We start from the raw sequence: 19,229 nt of genomic DNA on the forward strand, positions 1-19,229 counted from the left end.
GGGATGATGTACGCTAAAATCTAGCAGGACCAATCACTTCATCATTTTCACTTACATATTTGGAAGTGGTCCCCTATGACATCGTGTATTAACACTCATTACTAGGGGCTTTCGAAATTCAGGTTAATATCATCCGTCTGAGGAACATACCAACCGTTTGCATGACGTTGATCTTGATCTCTCATGATAGAAGCCACTCCGGTCGAAGCATGAGCAAGTCCTAACGCATGACCGATTTCATAAATATAGACTGCTTTTCTTTGATGACAATTCCTTCTCATAAAATTTAACGCTCTCCTGTTGCTTACGCCGGTGCGCCGTCTTCTAAGCGAGGCCCTATTGTATTTTCGCCCAATAGAAGTCATTAATCCTAGTCATTCGCATGCAGGAATATATACCTAGTTAATTATTGATATAAAGAAAGGCTTAACGCTTGATTCGTCATGCATGTCATGTTTATGTTCGATATTCCATGTGCAAATAGCTAAGCATGTTAATGAATAGAAAAGGAACCGTTTAAGCAAAAAAAATAATAATTTTATAGAATTGATTTGTTTATTGATAATTAGTGATAGTTCATTGAAAAGATTGATTGTGAAGACACTATAATAAAACGAAAGCTGCATAAAATAATTTAAAATAGTTTGTTTATGTAATATTATTACATAAACAAACTGAATTATTAATAGGATTAATTCCACATAAATACTTGACATAATGTAAATTTAACATTAATATATGGAGAAAATAAGGAACGTTAACCAAATATAAGTAAATAAATGTCTATATGACTACTGCTTTAGTAGTAGATATTTCTTTATATCGTTCCGAAGACATGGTTCTATTCGCGTGTAATTATCTGAATATTAAGAGAATTGAGACTTTAGCATGATTGCGCTGTTAGGAGGATTTATTTGAACGAAGAGCTGCTGAAAATCGAACATTTAACGACCTCTTTTCGAATCTCGGATCATTATTATGCAGCGGTGGATGATGTCACGCTATCGGTGAGAGAAAATGAGGTGCTGGCGATAGTCGGCGAATCCGGCTCCGGCAAGAGTGCGCTAGCCTACTCGATCATGGGGCTGCATACGAGAGCGAGAATTGAAGGGAATATTATTTACAACGGGCACAATATTGCGCAGTTGTCTCCCTCCAAGCTAAACAAGCTAAGGGGAAAAGATATGGGCATGATCTTCCAAGATCCCTTGTCGGCATTAAATCCGCTCATGATTATTGGCTCCCAGATTGAAGAGATCATTCTCCTTCATCAGCCTAGGCTTTCGAAGAAGGAGAGGGCAAACAGAGCAATCGAGCTTTTGGCGAAAGTAGGTATTCCCCGCCCCGAGCATACCTACGGGCGATACCCCCATGAATTATCCGGCGGAATGAGGCAGCGGGTAATTATTGCGATCGCGATCGCGAATGATCCCAAGCTGCTGATTGCCGATGAACCGACTACCGCACTTGATGTGACGATTCAACTGCAAATTCTCGAACTGCTCCGAAAGCTAAAGGAGGATAGCAAGGCTGGAATCGTCTTAATTACGCATGACCTCGGTGTTGTTGCCGAAATGGCTGATCGCGTAGCGGTCATTTATGCCGGCCAAATTGTCGAGATCGCCGATATTTATACGTTAATCTCAAATGCCCAGCACCCCTACACAAGATCGCTGCTGCAATCCATACCGACTGTGAATGAAGCAAAATCCAAGCTCCATGTCATACAGGGAATCGTACCGTCTCTGCAAAATCTCCCGCGTCAGGGCTGCCGCTTTCGGTCAAGGATTCCTTGGATTGATGAATCTGCGCATGAAGAGAACCCGATTATGCATGAGATTTCACCGGGGCATCTGGTCAGATGCAGCTGCTACAAGCACTTTCACTTCCCTGATTCGAAGGAGGGGGATCGTCATCATGTCATTTCTTGAGGTAAGTGATCTGAAGGTGCACTTTCCAAATCGCGGCGGCCTTTTCAGCAAAAAAGGTCAACCGGTCAAAGCGGTAGACGGTATACACTTCTCCATGGAGCAGGGACAAACTTATGGGCTCGTAGGCGAATCCGGCTCCGGCAAGACAACGACAGGCCGAGCGATTATAGGTCTAAATTCAGTAACATCGGGCAGAATTCTCTTTGAAGGACGACAGCTTGCTGCAGATGGCGTGCAGAGACATTCCGCATTCCGCAGAGATATTCAAATGATCTTCCAAGACCCTTATTCCTCTTTAAATCCGAAGAAGCGCGTACTGGACATTATTTCCGAGCCATTGCGAAACTTCGAGAAGCTGTCGGCAAGTGAGGAGAAACGCCGCGTCCAGCAGCTATTGGAGCAGGTAGGCTTAAGCCCGGAATCGATTTATAAATATCCGCATGAATTTTCGGGAGGCCAGCGGCAGCGGATCGGCATTGCGAGAGCAATTGCGCTCAAGCCGAAGCTGATTATCGCTGATGAGCCGGTGTCGGCACTCGATGTGTCGGTGCAAGCGCAGGTGCTGAATTTTATGCAGGATATCCAGAAGGAATTGAATCTTACTTATTTATTGATCAGTCATGATCTTGGCATTATTCGGCATATGTGCGATCAGATTGGCATTATGTATAAGGGCCGTTACGTAGAGCAAGGAACGACAGCGGATATTTTCGATGACCCGCAGCATATTTATACGAAGCGCCTTATCTCTGCCATACCTGATATTGATCCGAATAAACGTGAGGAAAAGAATAGGTTCCGAGCAGCGGTAAAGACGGAATATGAACAAGCCTATGGCAATTATTTTGACGAGGATGGCTTAGCTTATCCATTGAAACGAATATCAGAGACACATTTCGTGGCTTTGCCTGAGAGAGGTTGAGGACGATGTGGAGGACAATTGCGCGAAGAATGGTCATTATGGTTCCTCAAATTTTTTTATTGAGTATTCTTGTATTTCTAATGGCTAAAGCCATGCCGGGAGATGCGTTGACAGGCATGATCGGTCCAGATGTAGATCCGGCGGCGCTGGATGCGCTGCGTGAGAGGCTAGGTCTCAACAACCCTTGGTATGTGCAATATTGGGACTGGATTACGAAGGCTTTTCAAGGCGATTTCGGGCAATCGTTTCGCTTTAAAATGCCGGTTTCCGATCTGATCGGTCAGCGGATGATGAATACCATTTGGTTATCCTTAGTGACGTTAATCCTTACCTATTTAATTGCGATTCCACTCGGCATCACTAGCGGACGCTATAACGATACATGGGCGGATCGAATGATTACAGGCTATACATACTTAGGCTTTGCAGCACCGTTATTTATATTTGGCTTGCTGATGCTATGGGTGTTCGGCTTTCATTTTGGCTGGTTTCCGACAGGAGGAAGCATCGAACCTGGAGTGGAGCCAGGAACGCTTGAATACGTTATGAGCAAATTTTATCACTTGCTGCTGCCGGCCTTGTCCATGGCATTAATTACGACGGTAACAAGCGTTCAATTGCTGCGCAGCGAGATTATCGATACGAAGCAGAAGGATTTCATCATAACGGCAAGAGCAAAGGGCGCCTCGGAATCGCGCGTGTATAATCGTCATATTTTACGGAATTCGTTATTGCCGATCGCAGCGTTCTTTGGCTATGAAATTACAGGGCTTATCGGAGGTACGGTGTTCATTGAAAGTATCTTCAGTTATCCCGGAATGGGCGAGCTGTTCCTCAGCTCGATCTCCCTGCGTGATTTCAGCGTCGTTACGACCTTGGTTCTCTTGTACGGAGTGGCATCCATTCTCGGAGCATTAATTTCCGACATCATTTTAAGCATAGTTGATCCTCGTATTCGAATTAAATAAGAACCCGATACCTTGAGGTGAATGAAATGAGAAAGGCAACCGCCCCAATAAGCACGCACAAGCAACTGGACAAAAGTCCTTCAGGCTGGAGCATCATCTGGCGGGAAATCGTTCGAGATAGGCTGGCCTTCGTGTCATTAATCTTCTTAAGCCTAGTGATCTTGTCCGTCTATGGGATATCACTTGTTCTGGACCAAGAGCAAATCGTAACGGTAGATTTATTCGCGCTTAAGCAGCCGCCATCGGCTGAATACTGGCTGGGCACCGATTATGGCGGACGCGATGTTTTTGGGCAATTGATTATCGGAACACGGAACTCTTTATCAATCGGTATTATCGTTACTTTGCTCACTGGGATTATTGGCGTTTTAGTAGGACTCATCTCCGGTTATTTCGGGGGAACGGTGGACAATGTCTTTATGCGATTCGTTGATTTCTTTATGATTTTGCCGACTTTGATGATCGTTATTGCCTTTGTCACAGCCGTTCCTAAATATAGCATTGTTTCCTTTTCGCTCATTATGACCGCTTTTCTATGGATGGGGATTGCAAGGCTGATTCGCTCCAAAGCGCTGCAGGAGAAGGAGCTCGATTATGTGCAAGCATCCAAGACGTTAGGCTCTTCTAATCTGAAAATCATGCTGTCGCAAGTGCTGCCAAATTTAAGCTCTCTTATTATCGTTACGATGACTTTGAATTTGGCGGCAAATATCGGCTTGGAATCCGGCCTTTCCTTCTTAGGGTTCGGTTTTCCAGAGAGCACGCCTAGTCTAGGCACTCTAGTCAGCTATGCTAGGGACCCGCAAACGCTAGAGTCTAGATGGTGGATCTGGTTACCTGCATCGTTACTGATCCTGGTATTGATGTTGAGTATAAATAATGTCGGTCAAGCGTTAAAGCGTGCGACGGATGCAAGACAAAGAAAAGGATAATAGAGGAGGAAATTTATGGTTAAGAGGAAGTCTGTTTTTGCAAGGTCGCTAATCCTTCCGCTAATGCTGGCGCTGCTCGTCTTTCTAGCGGCATGTACATCCGGCAATGGGAACAAGGCGGGGAATCCGTCTCCGACGGACGGCGGGGATAAACCAACGCCAACCGAGAGCGAGAAGCCTGCCGTAGAGGATGGTCTTTATTCCATTGATGATTTCAGCAACGTGAAGAAAAATGAGGGCGAAGCCATTAAAGGCGGCTCCATCACCTTCGGTTTGGTATCGGATACACCGTTTGAAGGGACGCTGAACTTCAACTTTTATTCCGGTGACCCGGATTCTCAGGTGCTCGGCTGGTTTGATGAAGCGCTGCTCACTTGGGATAAAAACTATGTATACACGAATGACGGAGCTGCAACGTATGAAGTGTCGGAAGACGGCAAAACGTTTACGCTTACGATTCGTGATAATGTCAACTGGCATGATGGCAAGCCGGTAACAGCTGAAGACTGGCTGTTTGCCCATGAAGTTATTGGAAATCCGAAATATGACGGCCCGCGATATGACTCTAGTTTCACGAATATTGTAGGGATGAATGAATTCCATGATGGCAAAGCAAAAACCATCTCCGGCATAGAGGTTCTTTCTGACAAAAAGCTTAAAATTACTTACATTGAATCAACGCCATCCTTATTAACCGGCGGCGTGTGGAATTATCCATTGGCAAAGCATATTTTCGGCAATATGGATGTAGCAAAAATTTCTTCCTCGCCAGAGGTGCGCGAGAAGCCAATCGGCTTCGGGGCTTTTAAAGTGAAAAGCATCGTTCCTGGCGAATCGGTAGTCTTTGAGAAAAACGCGGATTATTGGCGGGGAGAGCCTGCTTTGGATGAAGTTATCCTGAAAGTTATTAACCCTACGACTATCGTTCAGCAGCTCGAAAGCGGCGGAGTCGATCTCGTCGATTCATTCCCGGTTGATCAATACCCGGACAACGCGACGATGTCGAACGTAGAATATTTGGGCGCGATTGACCGAGCGTATACGTACATTGGCTTTAAGCTAGGGAAATGGGATGCAGCGACCAAAAAGGTTGCTCCTGATCCAAAAGCCAAAATGGGCGATGTGAATTTGCGGAAAGCGATGGCGCATGCCGTCGATAATGACCAGGTCGGCAAAAAGTTCTATCACGGCTTGCGATGGAACGCGACGACGCTAATCCCGCCGTCCCATCCTGAATACCATGATGATACGAATAAAGGTCTTGCTTTTGATCCGGAATTAGCCAAGAAGATTTTGGATGATGCGGGCTATAAGTTAAATGGAAAATATCGTACCAATCCGGATGGCAGCGAGCTGGTCATTAACTTTATCTCCATGACTGGCGGGGATACTGCTCAGCCTTTAGCCCAGTATTACGTGCAGTCTTGGCAAGCAATCGGATTGAACGTTCAGCTTGAAATGCTAGAATTCAACACCTTCTATGAGCGTGTGGGCTCCAATGGCGAGGATGATCCTAAGGTTGATGTATATCAAGGGGCATGGGGTGTAGGCATTGACGTTGATCCTGCAAGCTTGTATGGTCGCGACGCGATCTACAACTTCTCGCGTTATGCGAGCGATGAGCAGGATCGTCTGCTTAAAGCTGGCTTATCAGCGGAAGCGTTTGATGTGAAGGTTCGTCAAGGCATTTATAAGGAATGGCAGCAGCTAATGGTAGATGAGGTTCCGGTATTCCCAACCTTGTACCGCGCTGTGATCTCTCCGGTCAACAAGCGGATACTCAACTATGCGATAGGCGACGGAACGGATCTATATACGTATCAGATTGCTGTATCGCAGGATAAACCGTTTGTAGCGAAATAAGGAGCTGATCATACTATATGCTAAGGGGCCCGACCATAAATGGTCGGGCCCCTTAGCATATAGTTAGGCGGTGTAGTTAAATCTAGTTTGTCGTTGTCAACCTGCTAATTTGACAGCTTCGAGATCAAAGACTTTGGCAGAGTGTATGTAAGTTCAAGCTTTAAGCTGACACGGCACTTCTCAGGCGAAGCTCGATCCATTTTCCAAACAAATATTAAGTTTTTGAAAAAAGTATATATTTTTAATCTATTAATTTAAAGAATTTACGTTACATTATAACTATTCGACAATTGTCAACATAATGAGACATTTACTTTTTTTGTAACTAAAAGATATAATGTGTAAATGTGCTTTTATAATTCTCATTTTTCTAATTTGAAATGCATATTTTCAGCGGAGGGGAGAAATACGACGAAGTGAAAAATAAAGATTATTACATTTTTTAAAAATCAAACAGATTATCAGATTGAAAAAAACAAAAAGCGAGGAAGAGTGAAGAATGAAGCTCAAAATAATTATCAGTTTTATACTGTTTTTTAATGCAATTTTTCTATTTATAAATCCAGAAGTAGAAGCAGCAAATGCGCAAACAGTAACACAGATATCTTCAAGCGGCAGTCATTCTCTTGCAATTAGAGAAGATAGAACTATATGGGCATGGGGGAGTAATCAATACGGACAATTAGGTAATGGAACAACATCAACAACATCAAGTACTATCCCTACCAAAGTAAAAGGATTATCGAATATTATTTCTGTAGATTCGGGTGTTTTCTATTCGCTTGCATTAAAGGAAGATGGAACGGTTTGGTCATGGGGAAATAACTTTGATAGTCAACTAGGTGACGGAACTGGTACAAAAAGATTACTTCCCGTCCAAGTGATTGGTTTGTCGAACGTGATTGCTATATCTGCTGGATATAACTATTCATTGGCTCTAAAAAAAGACGGTACGGTTTGGGCGTGGGGCCTAGAAATGGAAGGTTATTTGCATGATGAAGTCAGAACCTATATGAGGACTCCTGTCCAAAAAGCAGGGTTGACTAATATAATTGCCATCAATACATCGGAAAATCATTCTATCGCTTTAAAGCAAGACGGTACAGTCTGGACATGGGGGTATAATTCAACAGGTCAATTAGGGAATGGTACGAAAGAATTTGAATACTATCCCAATCCAACAAAAGTTAGTGGTTTGATAGACGTAGTAGCTGTTAGCGCAGGAGATGATAGCGTACGAGATGGTTTTTCATTAGTCCTAAAACAAGATGGAACAGTTTGGTCATGGGGAGTGAACAATGCTAAACAATTGGGTGATGGAACAAATACTGAACGATTGTTTCCAGTACAGAGTGGTTTGTCGAACGTGATATCAATATCTGCCGGACGCAGCACTTCCTTAGCTTTGAAACAAGATGGAACGGTATGGTCATGGGGAGGGAATAATACTTCACCAGGACAAGTGAGTGGTCTTACAAATGTAAAGGTTATAAATAGTGGAGGAGCTTTGAGTGCAATAAAAATAGATGGGACAGCCTGGTTGTGGTGGGGTTCTAGTGGTCAGATAAGAAATCTAGTGTTTAACAAAATGATTGAATATTATTATGATTCAAATAACCGCGTGGACTTTATTTTAAAAGATGGTGTGAAATATAAGTATACGTATGATGAGAACGGTAATCTATTATCGATCAAACGTATATCTTAAGCGTCTATCATTATTTAAAGTGTTTTATCTTAATTAACACATAAAAATTATCAACTAAAAGTAGATAACACAGCATAACTAACTATTATTTTGAGTCGGGAGATAACAGCATTGAAAACAAAAAAATGGATGCGTATTATTTCAATATTACTTATACTTACATTCTTCACTGGTATATTTAGCAATTTTGAGGCTGAAAAGGTAAAAGCGAGTTCGGAGGATGAAACAACCCTTACTTTCCAAAAGGTGATGGAACGTTTTCCTGTAACGGAAGCATTTTTACAGCAATATATGGATGCTGGCTATACGATGAATGAAATTTATTCCGCATTATATAAAGCAGAATTAGAAGGCATTACATTTGAAAATGCGCTTAATCTTTTATTTTCTGATGTGTTAAACATATCTCCTTCTGTAAGTGGTAGTGTGTACAGTAACCTGCCTGTTGAATCGCTTCAAGATGTTGTGATCATTGAAGCTAATCAATCTACTGTCACGGGACAGGTCTATGATCCTAATGTTAAAACATCAGACTATAACGATCAAACGGTTACAAAAAATGTTTATGGATCTAATAAATTTATGAGTATGAGCGCATTTGGAGTACCACCAATTTTAGAAAAGCCGCCCGTATATGATAAGACGAAAATAAATGAAGCCCCATATTCGGTTGGCATTAATAATGAATCAATCTCAAGCCTTTCTGGGAGCCTGTCCACTAAGAACACGGATATGACTTTGCCTGGTAGAAATGGCCTCTCTTTTGCCTTGACGAGACAATATGACTCTGGTGATTCTCAGTTTTATGATATGAAATATGGTTCTAGTAGAAATGAATACGGAATTTATCAATATTATGTTCAATATTATGCAATGAAAAAACAGATTTTGTATAAATATGAAGTAAAGTATCAAGAGAATAGGTGGGTTCAAGAAGATTATGACAGTGATGGAAGTATAGACCGATATACCTCTATTTTAAATACTGAAGAAAAGTTGCGCGGTACATATTCAACTGCATTGAGCGCTATGCAAATAATGAACCAACCGTTAAACTTTAGTATCCCATCCGATTCGATTGAAAAAAAAGCAACTAGAACAAATGCTAATCCAGCTAATTTTGCGCCTTATGTAATGTACAGTCAATATGGTTATAGCGGTGCACTGTACAATTCGGGGGTACCCGAAGTTACATCTGGTAAATATACCGCAGCGCATTCCAAATCAATTTCCAATTCTTCTTCCAATTCGTGTACATATTCTAAACCTGGTTCTTATGATTCAACAGGCACTTGGAAAGAAACGTCAGGAGCCGCAACAACTTGTCCATCTACGCAATACTATAACGTTGATGGTTATACAGGAGTATTAACGGGAGGAACGCCGGATGTATTAAAAGATTGTGCTGTTAAAGGACAAAAAGGTTACGTTTGTACTAAACAATGGAAAGTTTATTACTCGGGGACGGTTAAGAAACCGGCAACTGATACACGCGTGTATACTCAAAAATATCTGGGAACGGTAACAATGCCAGCATATTCCAGTTCAGTGAACTATGGACCATGGGTATCATCAGGTGACGGTGATAGATGGAGAAATGTCTATTCAATAAATGGATCTCAATGGATAAACTCAGTGCCGTATGAGGGCCCTGGAACTGAAATAATGTTGAGGACCTCCTTAACATCTGATTACTACGAAGCATTGAATACGCAGACAGTAATTAATAGACAAGCCAATAATTTTATTGGTAATGATAGTGGATTTAATTATTACATTTCTAGCAATACAGCAGCGAAGGTCATGTCCGTCCAAACGGGTACTTATTCAAGCGTTACTTATTTCAACGATACGGCTGTCCCGCTGAATGAACAACTCTATCCGATTGGAAAGGGCTGGTCGTGGAGCTTGCCATATGTAGGATCTGAGAATGGTAAACAATATATGCAAATGGGTGATGGTGGAAGGTATGAAGTGGAAGGTAATTTACTTAAGGGCTACGACTGGGAAGGAATAAGCTTAACGACAGATACCACTAAAGTTGTTAATGGTGTGAGATCTAAGTATGTATTATCTCAAATAGATGGAAGCATTAAAAAGTATTTTGACGAAGACGGTCGAATCATCCAAATTGCAGACGCTTATGATAATACAACAGAGTTTATATATGCACATCATCCAACATACGGTCGCAAACTGCTCAGTCAAGTAAAAGACGCCATTGGGAATACGATGGAAATTACTTATTCTTCTTCTGAAGTTAGCATTATAAAAGGAAATGAAAAAGTAACTTACAAAAAACGAGTAGAGGGGTCTACCGAGCTGCTAGATTCGGTAACAGATGCGGAAGGGAGAAAAACCACTTATTCTTATTCCATATCTAATGCCAAGTTTAATCTATTTGGAGCATATCCAGAAAGAGCAAAATCCAATCCATATGCCTTACTGACTGAAATTCAACATCCAACCGGATTAAAATCTTCCTATACGTATGAACCTGCTCCCATTAAACGGTTTACTGGTGCCGAATCTACAAATGAAGCTTACCGAATTTCTTCTCGAGTAGATAAGTTGTTTTACGAGAATGGGATAATTAAAGAATTTAACCGTCATACTTTATTCTATAACAACACGGATTTTGGCCAGGCGTACGGTCAGGACTATACATTCTCAACTACACTGAACAATGGTCTTACAAGCGTAACCTCACAATATAAAAAAGATTATATTGATAATCAAACACCTACGCAGGTCTATCTTGAGCAGCAAATAGAGGTAGCTGATGGGATGGAAAAAAAATCGGTTTATGCGTATTCCAAAAATGTGGGAACTCGCGCTTATCCGGTCACATCACCAACAAGTACGGCATTAAGTGACAATAAAACGAGTGATACTCTCACTTCAAGTGTGCAGTATGATGATTACGGAAACGTATTAGCATCTACGAATGCAAATGGTGTTTCTTCAACCTTTACTTACGATCCTGCAAAGAAATGGTTGATGACCGAACGTACACTCGTAGATACTGGAGTTTACCTGTATACTGCCTATGAACGCAATGCAAAAGGAGATATTATCAAGGTTACAGTAAGAAAAAATGATGCTTCAGGTGAAGTTGTACAAGAAGTTTCTTATGGTGATATCGATAACCATGGTAATTTCACCACTCTTCAGATTGCCAATGGAAATAAAAGCGTAATGAAGACGACGGAATATAGTAGTGATTATGCTCAAGCCTTTCCAACCCGACAGCGTGTAACTGTCAGGGATGCAGATGGCGTGTCGAGTACCATTAAAATGGATACAGAATATGCAAAGTCAACTGGGCAAATGACAGCATCCATTACAGAATCCATAGATGGGAGGAATATTCGGACAGAATATCAATACGATAAGCTAGGACGGATAAAACAAGTAGTTTACCCTGGTAATAAGACATTGGGTGTGGTTTATGATGATATTTTAAATACAGTAACCATGACTGATGAAATCGGAAACCGGTCACAAACGCGTTATAACGGAATAGGATGGATAGAAGAAGAGGGTTTATTTGACCAAACCGGCTACTTGAGGAAAAGCAAGACTATTTATGATACTCATGGAAGACCTGTTGAGACTCAAGATGCGCTAGGTAGTCGGACACAGGTAGAATATGATAATTGGAGTCGAGCAGTTAAGAACATTTCAGAGGATGCTTCCGTATCAAGCATTGCCTACAACGATGCTTTGAGAAAAGTGACCTATAGCGACGCTCTTGGATACAAACAGATTGAATCGTACAATAAGTTTGGTCAACTAATGACTGTGGAAGAGCAATCCCAACTAGGTGGGGCGGTTAAGCTCATTACACAAAATAAGTATCACCCATTTAATGGACAAGTAGTAGAACAGCGGGATGCGAAGAACGAATTAACGTCAATGTCCTATGATTTAATTGGACAATTGAAATCAGTTATCAATGCGAAGCTAGAAAAGACGAATTATGAATATGATAAAATGGGTAATCTGACTAAAATCATTTTCCCGGATGGAAAAATACAATTGAAGGAGTATGACGAACTCGGTCGACTAATTAGAAATACAGATCCGATGCTGAAACAGGATACTTTTTATTACGATGCCAATAGCAATCGTACGAAGATGATAGATAAAGCTGGACAAATATTCAATTATTCATATGATGATCGTAATCGCCAACTGACCAAACAGAGTCCAACGGAAACCATTTCATTCCAGTATAAAGATAACGGTTCTCGCGAGAAAATGACAGATGGAACAGGAATAACTCAGTATATGTATAAACCATATACAAATGAATTAGAAACGGTTATTTATCCAGATGGCAAAACAATTGGCTACACCTATGATGTGCGTGGTCTTCGTGACCAGATGACGACTCCGTTTGCGGACAAAGCAAAATATACATTTAATAAAATGAATCAGTTGGAAAGCGTATCTTGGAATGGTGAAATACAAGAAAGTTATAGTTATTATGTAAATGGGCAGCAACTAAAGAAAACACAAGCCAATGGTATGCAAACTGAATATGGATTTGTTGATAACAAAATGACGAATTTGAAGCATGTTGATCCAAATACCGTTGTGCAAAAGGAAATAACTTACGATCATGATTTAAATCGTAATATAAAGTCGATCTTGGAGAAAAATAATGAAAAAGTTACGGCGAATAACAGCTTTACTTATGATCCATTGAATCGAATTGATACTTCGACGCAATTTAATGAAGCGTATATGTATGATAATCGAGGAAATCGTCAGACCATAGTAACGACGAGTGATGTCGAATTAAAAACGAATACTGCTTATGAGTATGATGACTGGGATCGTCTGAAGAAAGTGACCGGTGATGACGGAAAAGTCGTTAATTATCGCTACAATGGTGATAATCTACTTGTTGAACGTCAAGAAAATGGTGTGAAAACACGTTATTATTATGACGGTCAACAAATCATAGCCGAAGGGATCGTACAGCCTGATGGAAAAGTAACTGAAAAAGTAAGTTATCTTCGTGGTAACGGACTAGTGATGCAAGAAAATAAAAGTGGAGACAAGGGTTATTACCAGCATAATGGTCATGGTGACGTAGTCGATATACGAAGCGCGACAGGAGCCGTATTAAACAAATATGAGTATGATATTTGGGGAAATACACTTTCAGCTACAGAATTAGTAGATAACTCATTCCGTTATTCCGGGGAGTATTGGGATGAAACAACTGACTTGCAATATCTCCGTGCACGTTGGTATGATCCAAGTATGGGTCGATTTATAAATGAGGATACTTATGAGGGGGAATTGACAAATCCGCTGAGTCAGAATCTGTATACTTATGTGAAGAATAATCCACTTAAGTATATTGATCCATCTGGGCATTTTGCGTTCCTAATACCGTTAGTACCGTTAGCATTCCCCACTGCATGGGCAGCAATAGCAGGAGGTGCTGCTGCTGTAGGAGCTGGGATTGGTGTAAGTTCAATGATGCATAATGCCAAGGAGAGGTCAGAATCAAAGTCTAAAGATATAGCGACTACGCCAACAAAAAATAAAAAGAACGATGATGTTTTTCTGTATCACGGAACAACAATTGCTGATGCGAAAAGTATTAACAATGGAATTGACATAAAAAGAGGTCGAGACAACTTGGATTTTGGAAAAGGATTCTATGTTACAACTGATAAAGGACAGGCTGTGAAGTGGGCAAAAAGACAAGCCAAGAAAGCAGGGGATACGCAAGGTGTTGTAATGACATTTAAAGTTGATGATGATTTTTTAGACGCTTACGATGGTTTGTCTTTCAATGGAGAAAGCGATGATTGGAAAACCTTTGTTTATAACCATCGTAACGGTGGACAACATCACAAGTATGATTTTGTCAGTGGACCAATGCTGGCGAATCCTTATTTCACAAATGGAGAAGTTATGCCTAGAGACTATTACAATGGGACAGGATTTCAATTATCAGTGCATAATCAAACACTTGCGAATACAATACATGAAGGATTAATGTTACCTACTTACGTAAAAGTAAAGTAGTTCTATACAGGAGGGATGTCATTTGCTGAAGTTTTCCTTCAATGTGGGTAGTGAAGAGAATCTGAATTATTTAAAGTTAATTGCCAAAGCAATGATTAAAGAGTTTTTGATATCTGATGAGGAAGCTATTGGAAGGTTAAACAACCATTGGAGCCAATATGAAAGTCCTTTTGATGATGATTTTTTATTTTATGATTCACCTACTGATTGGGCATACACTATCTACTATGGTCATGATTCACAGTGGTGGAATAAGTGTAAAGATGAACTAGTTCCAAAGTTATATAATCCATAATTTTCAGTGCAAACCACATGCGAGTATAATAACTCCATGTGGTTTCTTTTTTGCTTAAAAATATTTACTCACTCCCTATTGACGTATTAAAACGTCAATGCTATATTTACATCAAGACGTAATGACACGTCATTCGATTGGAGGGATATTATTTATGATCGGCTTAGAATACATCGTAAAGCTGTACAACGGAACGTATAAGAAATTAGCTGAGAAGCTAGAGATTACACCATCAACGGTTACGGACTGGCTGAGTAAGCGTAGACCCATTCCAAAAGCCAAGCTAGAAGCCCTTTCCAAGTTGTTCAAACTAGAAGCAGAATACTTTCAAAAAGAGTTATCGAAAATTGAGGAAATTGAATTGCGACTGGATTATCTTGATCGAATATCAAGACGAGATTCGTTTGAAATACCCGACTACTTTACGGATACAGACGGAAATGAACATGAATACACAAGGTCAATTGATCCTTATCAAGAAGAGAAACGAATGATTTACGCTGAATTGAAAATGGAGAGGATTATTCTTACGCTTCAAGGTGCTTTGTATAATGAACTCTACGCTGTTGATATGGGAAATAAAACACATGAGATACTGGAAAGGACTTCAAACCTGTTAAATGAATCTGTTCCCAATGATCTGGATTTTGAGCAGCAACTGCAATGGGAGAGAAAGCATGATAAGCGCATTGAAGCATTGCGTTCCATGATGTATTTCATGGGTATTACAGGATTTTCGGTATGGGACGAAGAGGAAGAAAGCTTTCATAACGAATTGTTTAAGCTTCTGAAAAAGCATGAATTGCTGTGGATGAAAGAGTAAAACGAGAAAATTTGAAAGGAGGTGATGATGATGTAGGCATGTTGTCTTTTCTTATAACATAGCTAATTTGATCCAGAATATTAATCTATCCAGAAAATAGAAAGAAGGAATTGAATGTTTGATACGGTTGTGATAAAAGCAAACCTATTTACCTTGAATCAGATTTATTGTTAAGCATGGAGAACTGTAAGTCACTTACACTTCTAAATAAGGAAACTGGTGTACTGCAAACGAGGTGTGAAACAATTGCCATATATCAAATATCTTGATGGCAGTCAGACATTGTCGATTCAAGTATCCATTCCAAAGCTGTTGTATGGAAACAATGTAACTCTCATTAATCAACAGGACATACCGAGATTTTTTGAAAGAGTACAGGAACGCATACATCTACTCTTTTCTGTTAGTATTCCCCATTCGGAATGGTTGATAAGCCGAGCAGATATATGTTGGAACTTTCAAGCAGGTAGAGATGTTGGTGAGTATGTACGAATGCTAAGCAAGCAGAAGTTAGCACTTAAGAACACAAGAAGCTACAACCAAGATCAGACGTTTTCCAACAAGAGCAGCAGAAGAATGTTCTATGACAAGCAGCGACAGATACAAAAGGAGAAAGCATCTCCTGAACTTGTCGAGCAATCCAAGGGAATCCTACGGCTTGAAATTAAGCCAAGTAATAGCGAGATGAAGAAGTTCTCACAGACTAAAAATGCTGTTGAGTTACTGGGTAAGCCATTCTTTGATTACATGACGGCTAAAGTGCTATATGAAATTGAATATCCATCATCAGTAAGCACGATGGACTTATCATGGCTAATGGAAAATAAAGAGAGCATATCTAAGATAGAAACGCTTCTAGGTTTCCAAGTGTTGCAAAGCATGTTTGAAGAATCAACACTACGACAGCTATGGACTTCTGTCAAGATAGTAGACACAGATATTTTTCTTGCGCCACTCGATTCAGGTACATACGTTCGAAATCTGATGGCGTTTGATACCCGATCGAAGAATGAATGCGTTCATTGTTGTAAAATACCTCAATGTATTCAAAGATGCTTTTCTTCGCTTCTTCTCGGGTTTCGTACTTATTAAGGTAAATCAGTTCCTTTTTCAGTACACTATGAAATGACTCAATGCAGGCGTTGTCATAACAGTTTCCTTTCCGGCTCATGCTACCAACCATCTCGTAAATCTGGAGTTGTTTCTGGTAGTCTAAGGAGGCGTATTGGCTACCGCGATCCGAATGGTGAATCAGACCTTGATCCGGATGCTGACGTCCATGAGCTTGCTTTAAAGCCTGAAGGACAAGCTCTTTGGTCATCCGCTCATTCATATGCCAGCCTACGATTTTACGTGAGTACAAGTCCATTACGCTCGCCAAATAGAGCCAGCCCTCTGCCGTATGAATGTAGGTAATATCTGTAACCCATTTCTCATTCGGCTTGCTTGCGGTAAATTCCCGATTCAGCACGTTCTCTTGCACGGGTAGGGTGTGTTTGGAGTTCGTCGTCGCTTTGTATTTCTTTACGGTTTTAGATCGGATACCATTGGCTTTCATGATACGTGTGACCGTACGCTGAGAGACTGTGATGCCCTTTTGATGCAGTCGTTCGGTCACCTTAGGACTACCGTAAAGCTTCCTGGATTGGTCATACACTTCCTTTACCTGCTCAGTCCATTCCTTATGTTGACGCTCACGTTCACTCTCAGGGCGCCCTAACCACTTATAATAGCCGCTACGAGAAACTTGCAGTACGAGGCACATCTTCTCCAGTCGGTACTCGGAGCGGTGTTCATGGATGAACGTATACTTTACCGACGGTCTTTCGCAAAGAAGTGCATAGCCTTTTTTAGAATTTCGTTCTCTTCTTGCAGTTCACGAATCTGCTTTTGGTATTCTTTTAGCCGTTCATCTTCCGACTTCACCGCTTGCACAGCAACGATTTCCGGCTCCCCGCCATACAAGGTATTGGCGTTAATCTTTAACTCACGTCCGACCTCAGCGACAGGCTTTCCACTCTCCTTGATATATTGAACTGTTTGCTTCTTGTATGTTTCATCATGCTCGATCTTCTTCACAGACACAGTCTCCCTCGTTCAAGTTGTTGAATCTAGTATAATCTGTGTCTACTATTCAGTCTAACTTCACTATTTACATCGTCGACGTTTGCCAATCGCAAAGCCTTGGCAAAAAAAATGACAATTCCCACAGGGAACTGCCTAGAGCCACTGGCAATAAACCAGTAGATACACATACTCACAGACGGACACGTTATTTTGCCGATAACGATAAAAAGTCCAAAATGCTGGATGAAATAAAAATAACTTAGACCTAATTCTACTTAAAAATAAAGAAAAAGAAATCCCCGATGCTGAGAAACTAATGGAAAGACGATAACTAACCATCGGGGAGTGGTTTAAATCAATAGGCTATTTCGTGTTATTCAAAATGGGCATAGCACATCCAGCGACCGAGTCAAGTTGAAAATAGAAAGCGATACGATAGCTTATTCTTGTTCTTCAACAATAAGTTCATGAATTTTTATATCAAGGGCTTCACATATTGCTTCTAACGTTCGGATATAGACCCGATCAACCTTATCCGAGCAGAGATGATTAATCGTACTTGGACGTAAATTCATTTGTCGGGCGAGTTGTCTTTGTGACATTCCACGCTCGTCTAATATATCTTTAAGTCGAATTTTTATTTTCATCCTATCCTCCATCGTTCCAACAGGGAAATATAGAGAGATTATACCACGAACCTATCTGGGAAATCATTGAATGTCACGCTTAAAGGGTATATAATATCCATATGGAACTGTTAGGCGTTACACTAATTACAATTTCCGTAACGATGGAGGATTAATCATGAATGTAATAGGTTATGTTCGGGTAAGCACACAAGGGCAAGCGAAGGATGGTTATAGCTTGTCGTATCAGCAGGACGAGATTCAAGCCTATTGTGACCGCCAAGGATGGAATCTGGTTCACGTATTTACGGACGAAGGAATCAGCGGTGCAAAGGTAGACGAGGAAGCCTTAGAAGTCGAACGTGAAGGTTTTCAGGATATGATGACATTTATACCCAGTCATAAGGTTGATTACGTGATTGTTCTAAACACAAGCAGGTTATGGAGAAGCGACATTGTCAAAGTGCTTGTACATCGTGAATTAAAACGGCATAGCATCGACATACAAAGCATTGAGCAGCCAACATACAGCATTTTTAAGAAAGACCCATCAGACTTTTTAATAAATGGGTTGATGGAATTGTTGGATGCTTATCAACGCCTAGAGATTACGATGAAGCTAGGGCGTGGGAGAAACAAGAAAGCTTCCGAAGGCAAGTTTGCAGGAGGTGGCATTCCTTTTGGTTATAAGGGAAAGCGTGGTTTAAAGAAAATCGTTATTGACGAGAAGCAAGCAGCAATCGTAAAGAGATTATTTCAATTAAAAGCACAGTTTCAAGCACGGTCACTATCCGCATTAGCTGAGCAGTTGAATGAAGAAGGATTCACAACGGAGCAAGGAAAGTCATTTACCAAGGTACAGGTAAAACGCATCCTCGACCGCAAATCATTTTATCAAGGAAAGTATCGTTACGGACAGATTGAAGCAGATGGATTGCATCAAGCTATTATTTAGTCAAGGAATACAATTGAGGTAAATAAGAGATTGCTAACGTGTCTTTGCGGCTCTGACCGCTCGAACTGAGGATGCAACCTTATCT

12 protein-coding genes are annotated in these 19,229 nt (G+C 40.8%); 10 read left to right on the top strand and 2 right to left on the bottom strand.

Annotated features, from left to right (window positions below):
- Positions 1-914: 914 nt before the first annotated feature.
- The 9 genes from AC2TDN_RS16955 (at position 915) to AC2TDN_RS16995 (ending at position 15,496) form a co-directional block, all read left to right on the top strand.
- Positions 915-1,931: an ABC transporter ATP-binding protein gene (locus tag AC2TDN_RS16955; protein WP_484689161.1), complete on the top strand. Its 1,017-nt coding sequence runs from the start codon at positions 915-917 to the stop codon at positions 1,929-1,931.
- Positions 1,918-2,853, top strand: coding sequence for an ABC transporter ATP-binding protein (locus tag AC2TDN_RS16960; RefSeq protein WP_484689163.1), 936 nt, complete (start codon positions 1,918-1,920; stop codon positions 2,851-2,853). Before AC2TDN_RS16955 ends, AC2TDN_RS16960 begins: the two co-directional genes overlap by 14 nt.
- Positions 2,854-2,858: 5 nt before the next feature.
- On the top strand, positions 2,859-3,821 hold the full coding sequence (opp4B, locus tag AC2TDN_RS16965) for an oligopeptide ABC transporter permease (protein ID WP_484689166.1): 963 nt from the start codon (positions 2,859-2,861) through the stop codon (positions 3,819-3,821).
- A gap of 26 nt (positions 3,822-3,847) precedes the next feature.
- The gene (locus AC2TDN_RS16970; RefSeq protein ID WP_484689169.1) at positions 3,848-4,753 is read left to right on the top strand and encodes an ABC transporter permease; all 906 of its coding nucleotides are present in this window, start codon (positions 3,848-3,850) and stop codon (positions 4,751-4,753) included.
- Positions 4,754-4,768: 15 nt separating this feature from the next.
- Positions 4,769-6,616 carry an oligopeptide ABC transporter substrate-binding protein gene (locus AC2TDN_RS16975; protein ID WP_484689171.1) on the top strand — a complete coding sequence of 616 codons (1,848 nt, stop codon included), beginning with the start codon at positions 4,769-4,771 and terminating at the stop codon, positions 6,614-6,616.
- Positions 6,617-7,115: 499 nt separating this feature from the next.
- Complete coding sequence (locus AC2TDN_RS16980; protein ID WP_484689174.1) at positions 7,116-8,324, top strand: RCC1 domain-containing protein; 1,209 nt, start codon at positions 7,116-7,118, stop codon at positions 8,322-8,324.
- Between the two features lie 111 nt (positions 8,325-8,435).
- On the top strand, positions 8,436-14,378 hold the full coding sequence (locus tag AC2TDN_RS16985) for a DUF3990 domain-containing protein (RefSeq protein WP_484689176.1): 5,943 nt from the start codon (positions 8,436-8,438) through the stop codon (positions 14,376-14,378).
- 22 nt (positions 14,379-14,400) lie between these two features.
- The gene (locus AC2TDN_RS16990) at positions 14,401-14,673 is read left to right on the top strand and encodes a hypothetical protein (RefSeq protein ID WP_484689178.1); all 273 of its coding nucleotides are present in this window, start codon (positions 14,401-14,403) and stop codon (positions 14,671-14,673) included.
- Between the two features lie 154 nt (positions 14,674-14,827).
- The gene (locus AC2TDN_RS16995; RefSeq protein ID WP_484689181.1) at positions 14,828-15,496 is read left to right on the top strand and encodes a helix-turn-helix domain-containing protein; all 669 of its coding nucleotides are present in this window, start codon (positions 14,828-14,830) and stop codon (positions 15,494-15,496) included.
- A gap of 919 nt (positions 15,497-16,415) precedes the next feature.
- Here AC2TDN_RS16995 and AC2TDN_RS17000 read toward each other — a convergent pair.
- Positions 16,416-17,575 (bottom strand): IS3 family transposase gene (locus AC2TDN_RS17000; RefSeq protein ID WP_484689183.1). Its coding sequence is split into 2 segments (ribosomal slippage): positions 16,416-17,338 and positions 17,338-17,575, totalling 1,161 coding nucleotides; the frame shifts between segments, so codons are not numbered across the junction.
- Positions 17,576-18,003: 428 nt separating this feature from the next.
- The gene (locus tag AC2TDN_RS17005; protein WP_484689186.1) at positions 18,004-18,210 is read right to left on the bottom strand and encodes a helix-turn-helix domain-containing protein; all 207 of its coding nucleotides are present in this window, start codon (positions 18,208-18,210) and stop codon (positions 18,004-18,006) included.
- 157 nt (positions 18,211-18,367) lie between these two features.
- On the opposite strand from AC2TDN_RS17005, the gene AC2TDN_RS17010 reads away from it, so the two are divergent.
- Positions 18,368-19,144 carry a recombinase family protein gene (locus AC2TDN_RS17010; RefSeq protein WP_484689188.1) on the top strand — a complete coding sequence of 259 codons (777 nt, stop codon included), beginning with the start codon at positions 18,368-18,370 and terminating at the stop codon, positions 19,142-19,144.
- Positions 19,145-19,229: the final 85 nt, after the last annotated feature.

This window comes from Paenibacillus sp. Y660, from assembly GCF_057221575.1.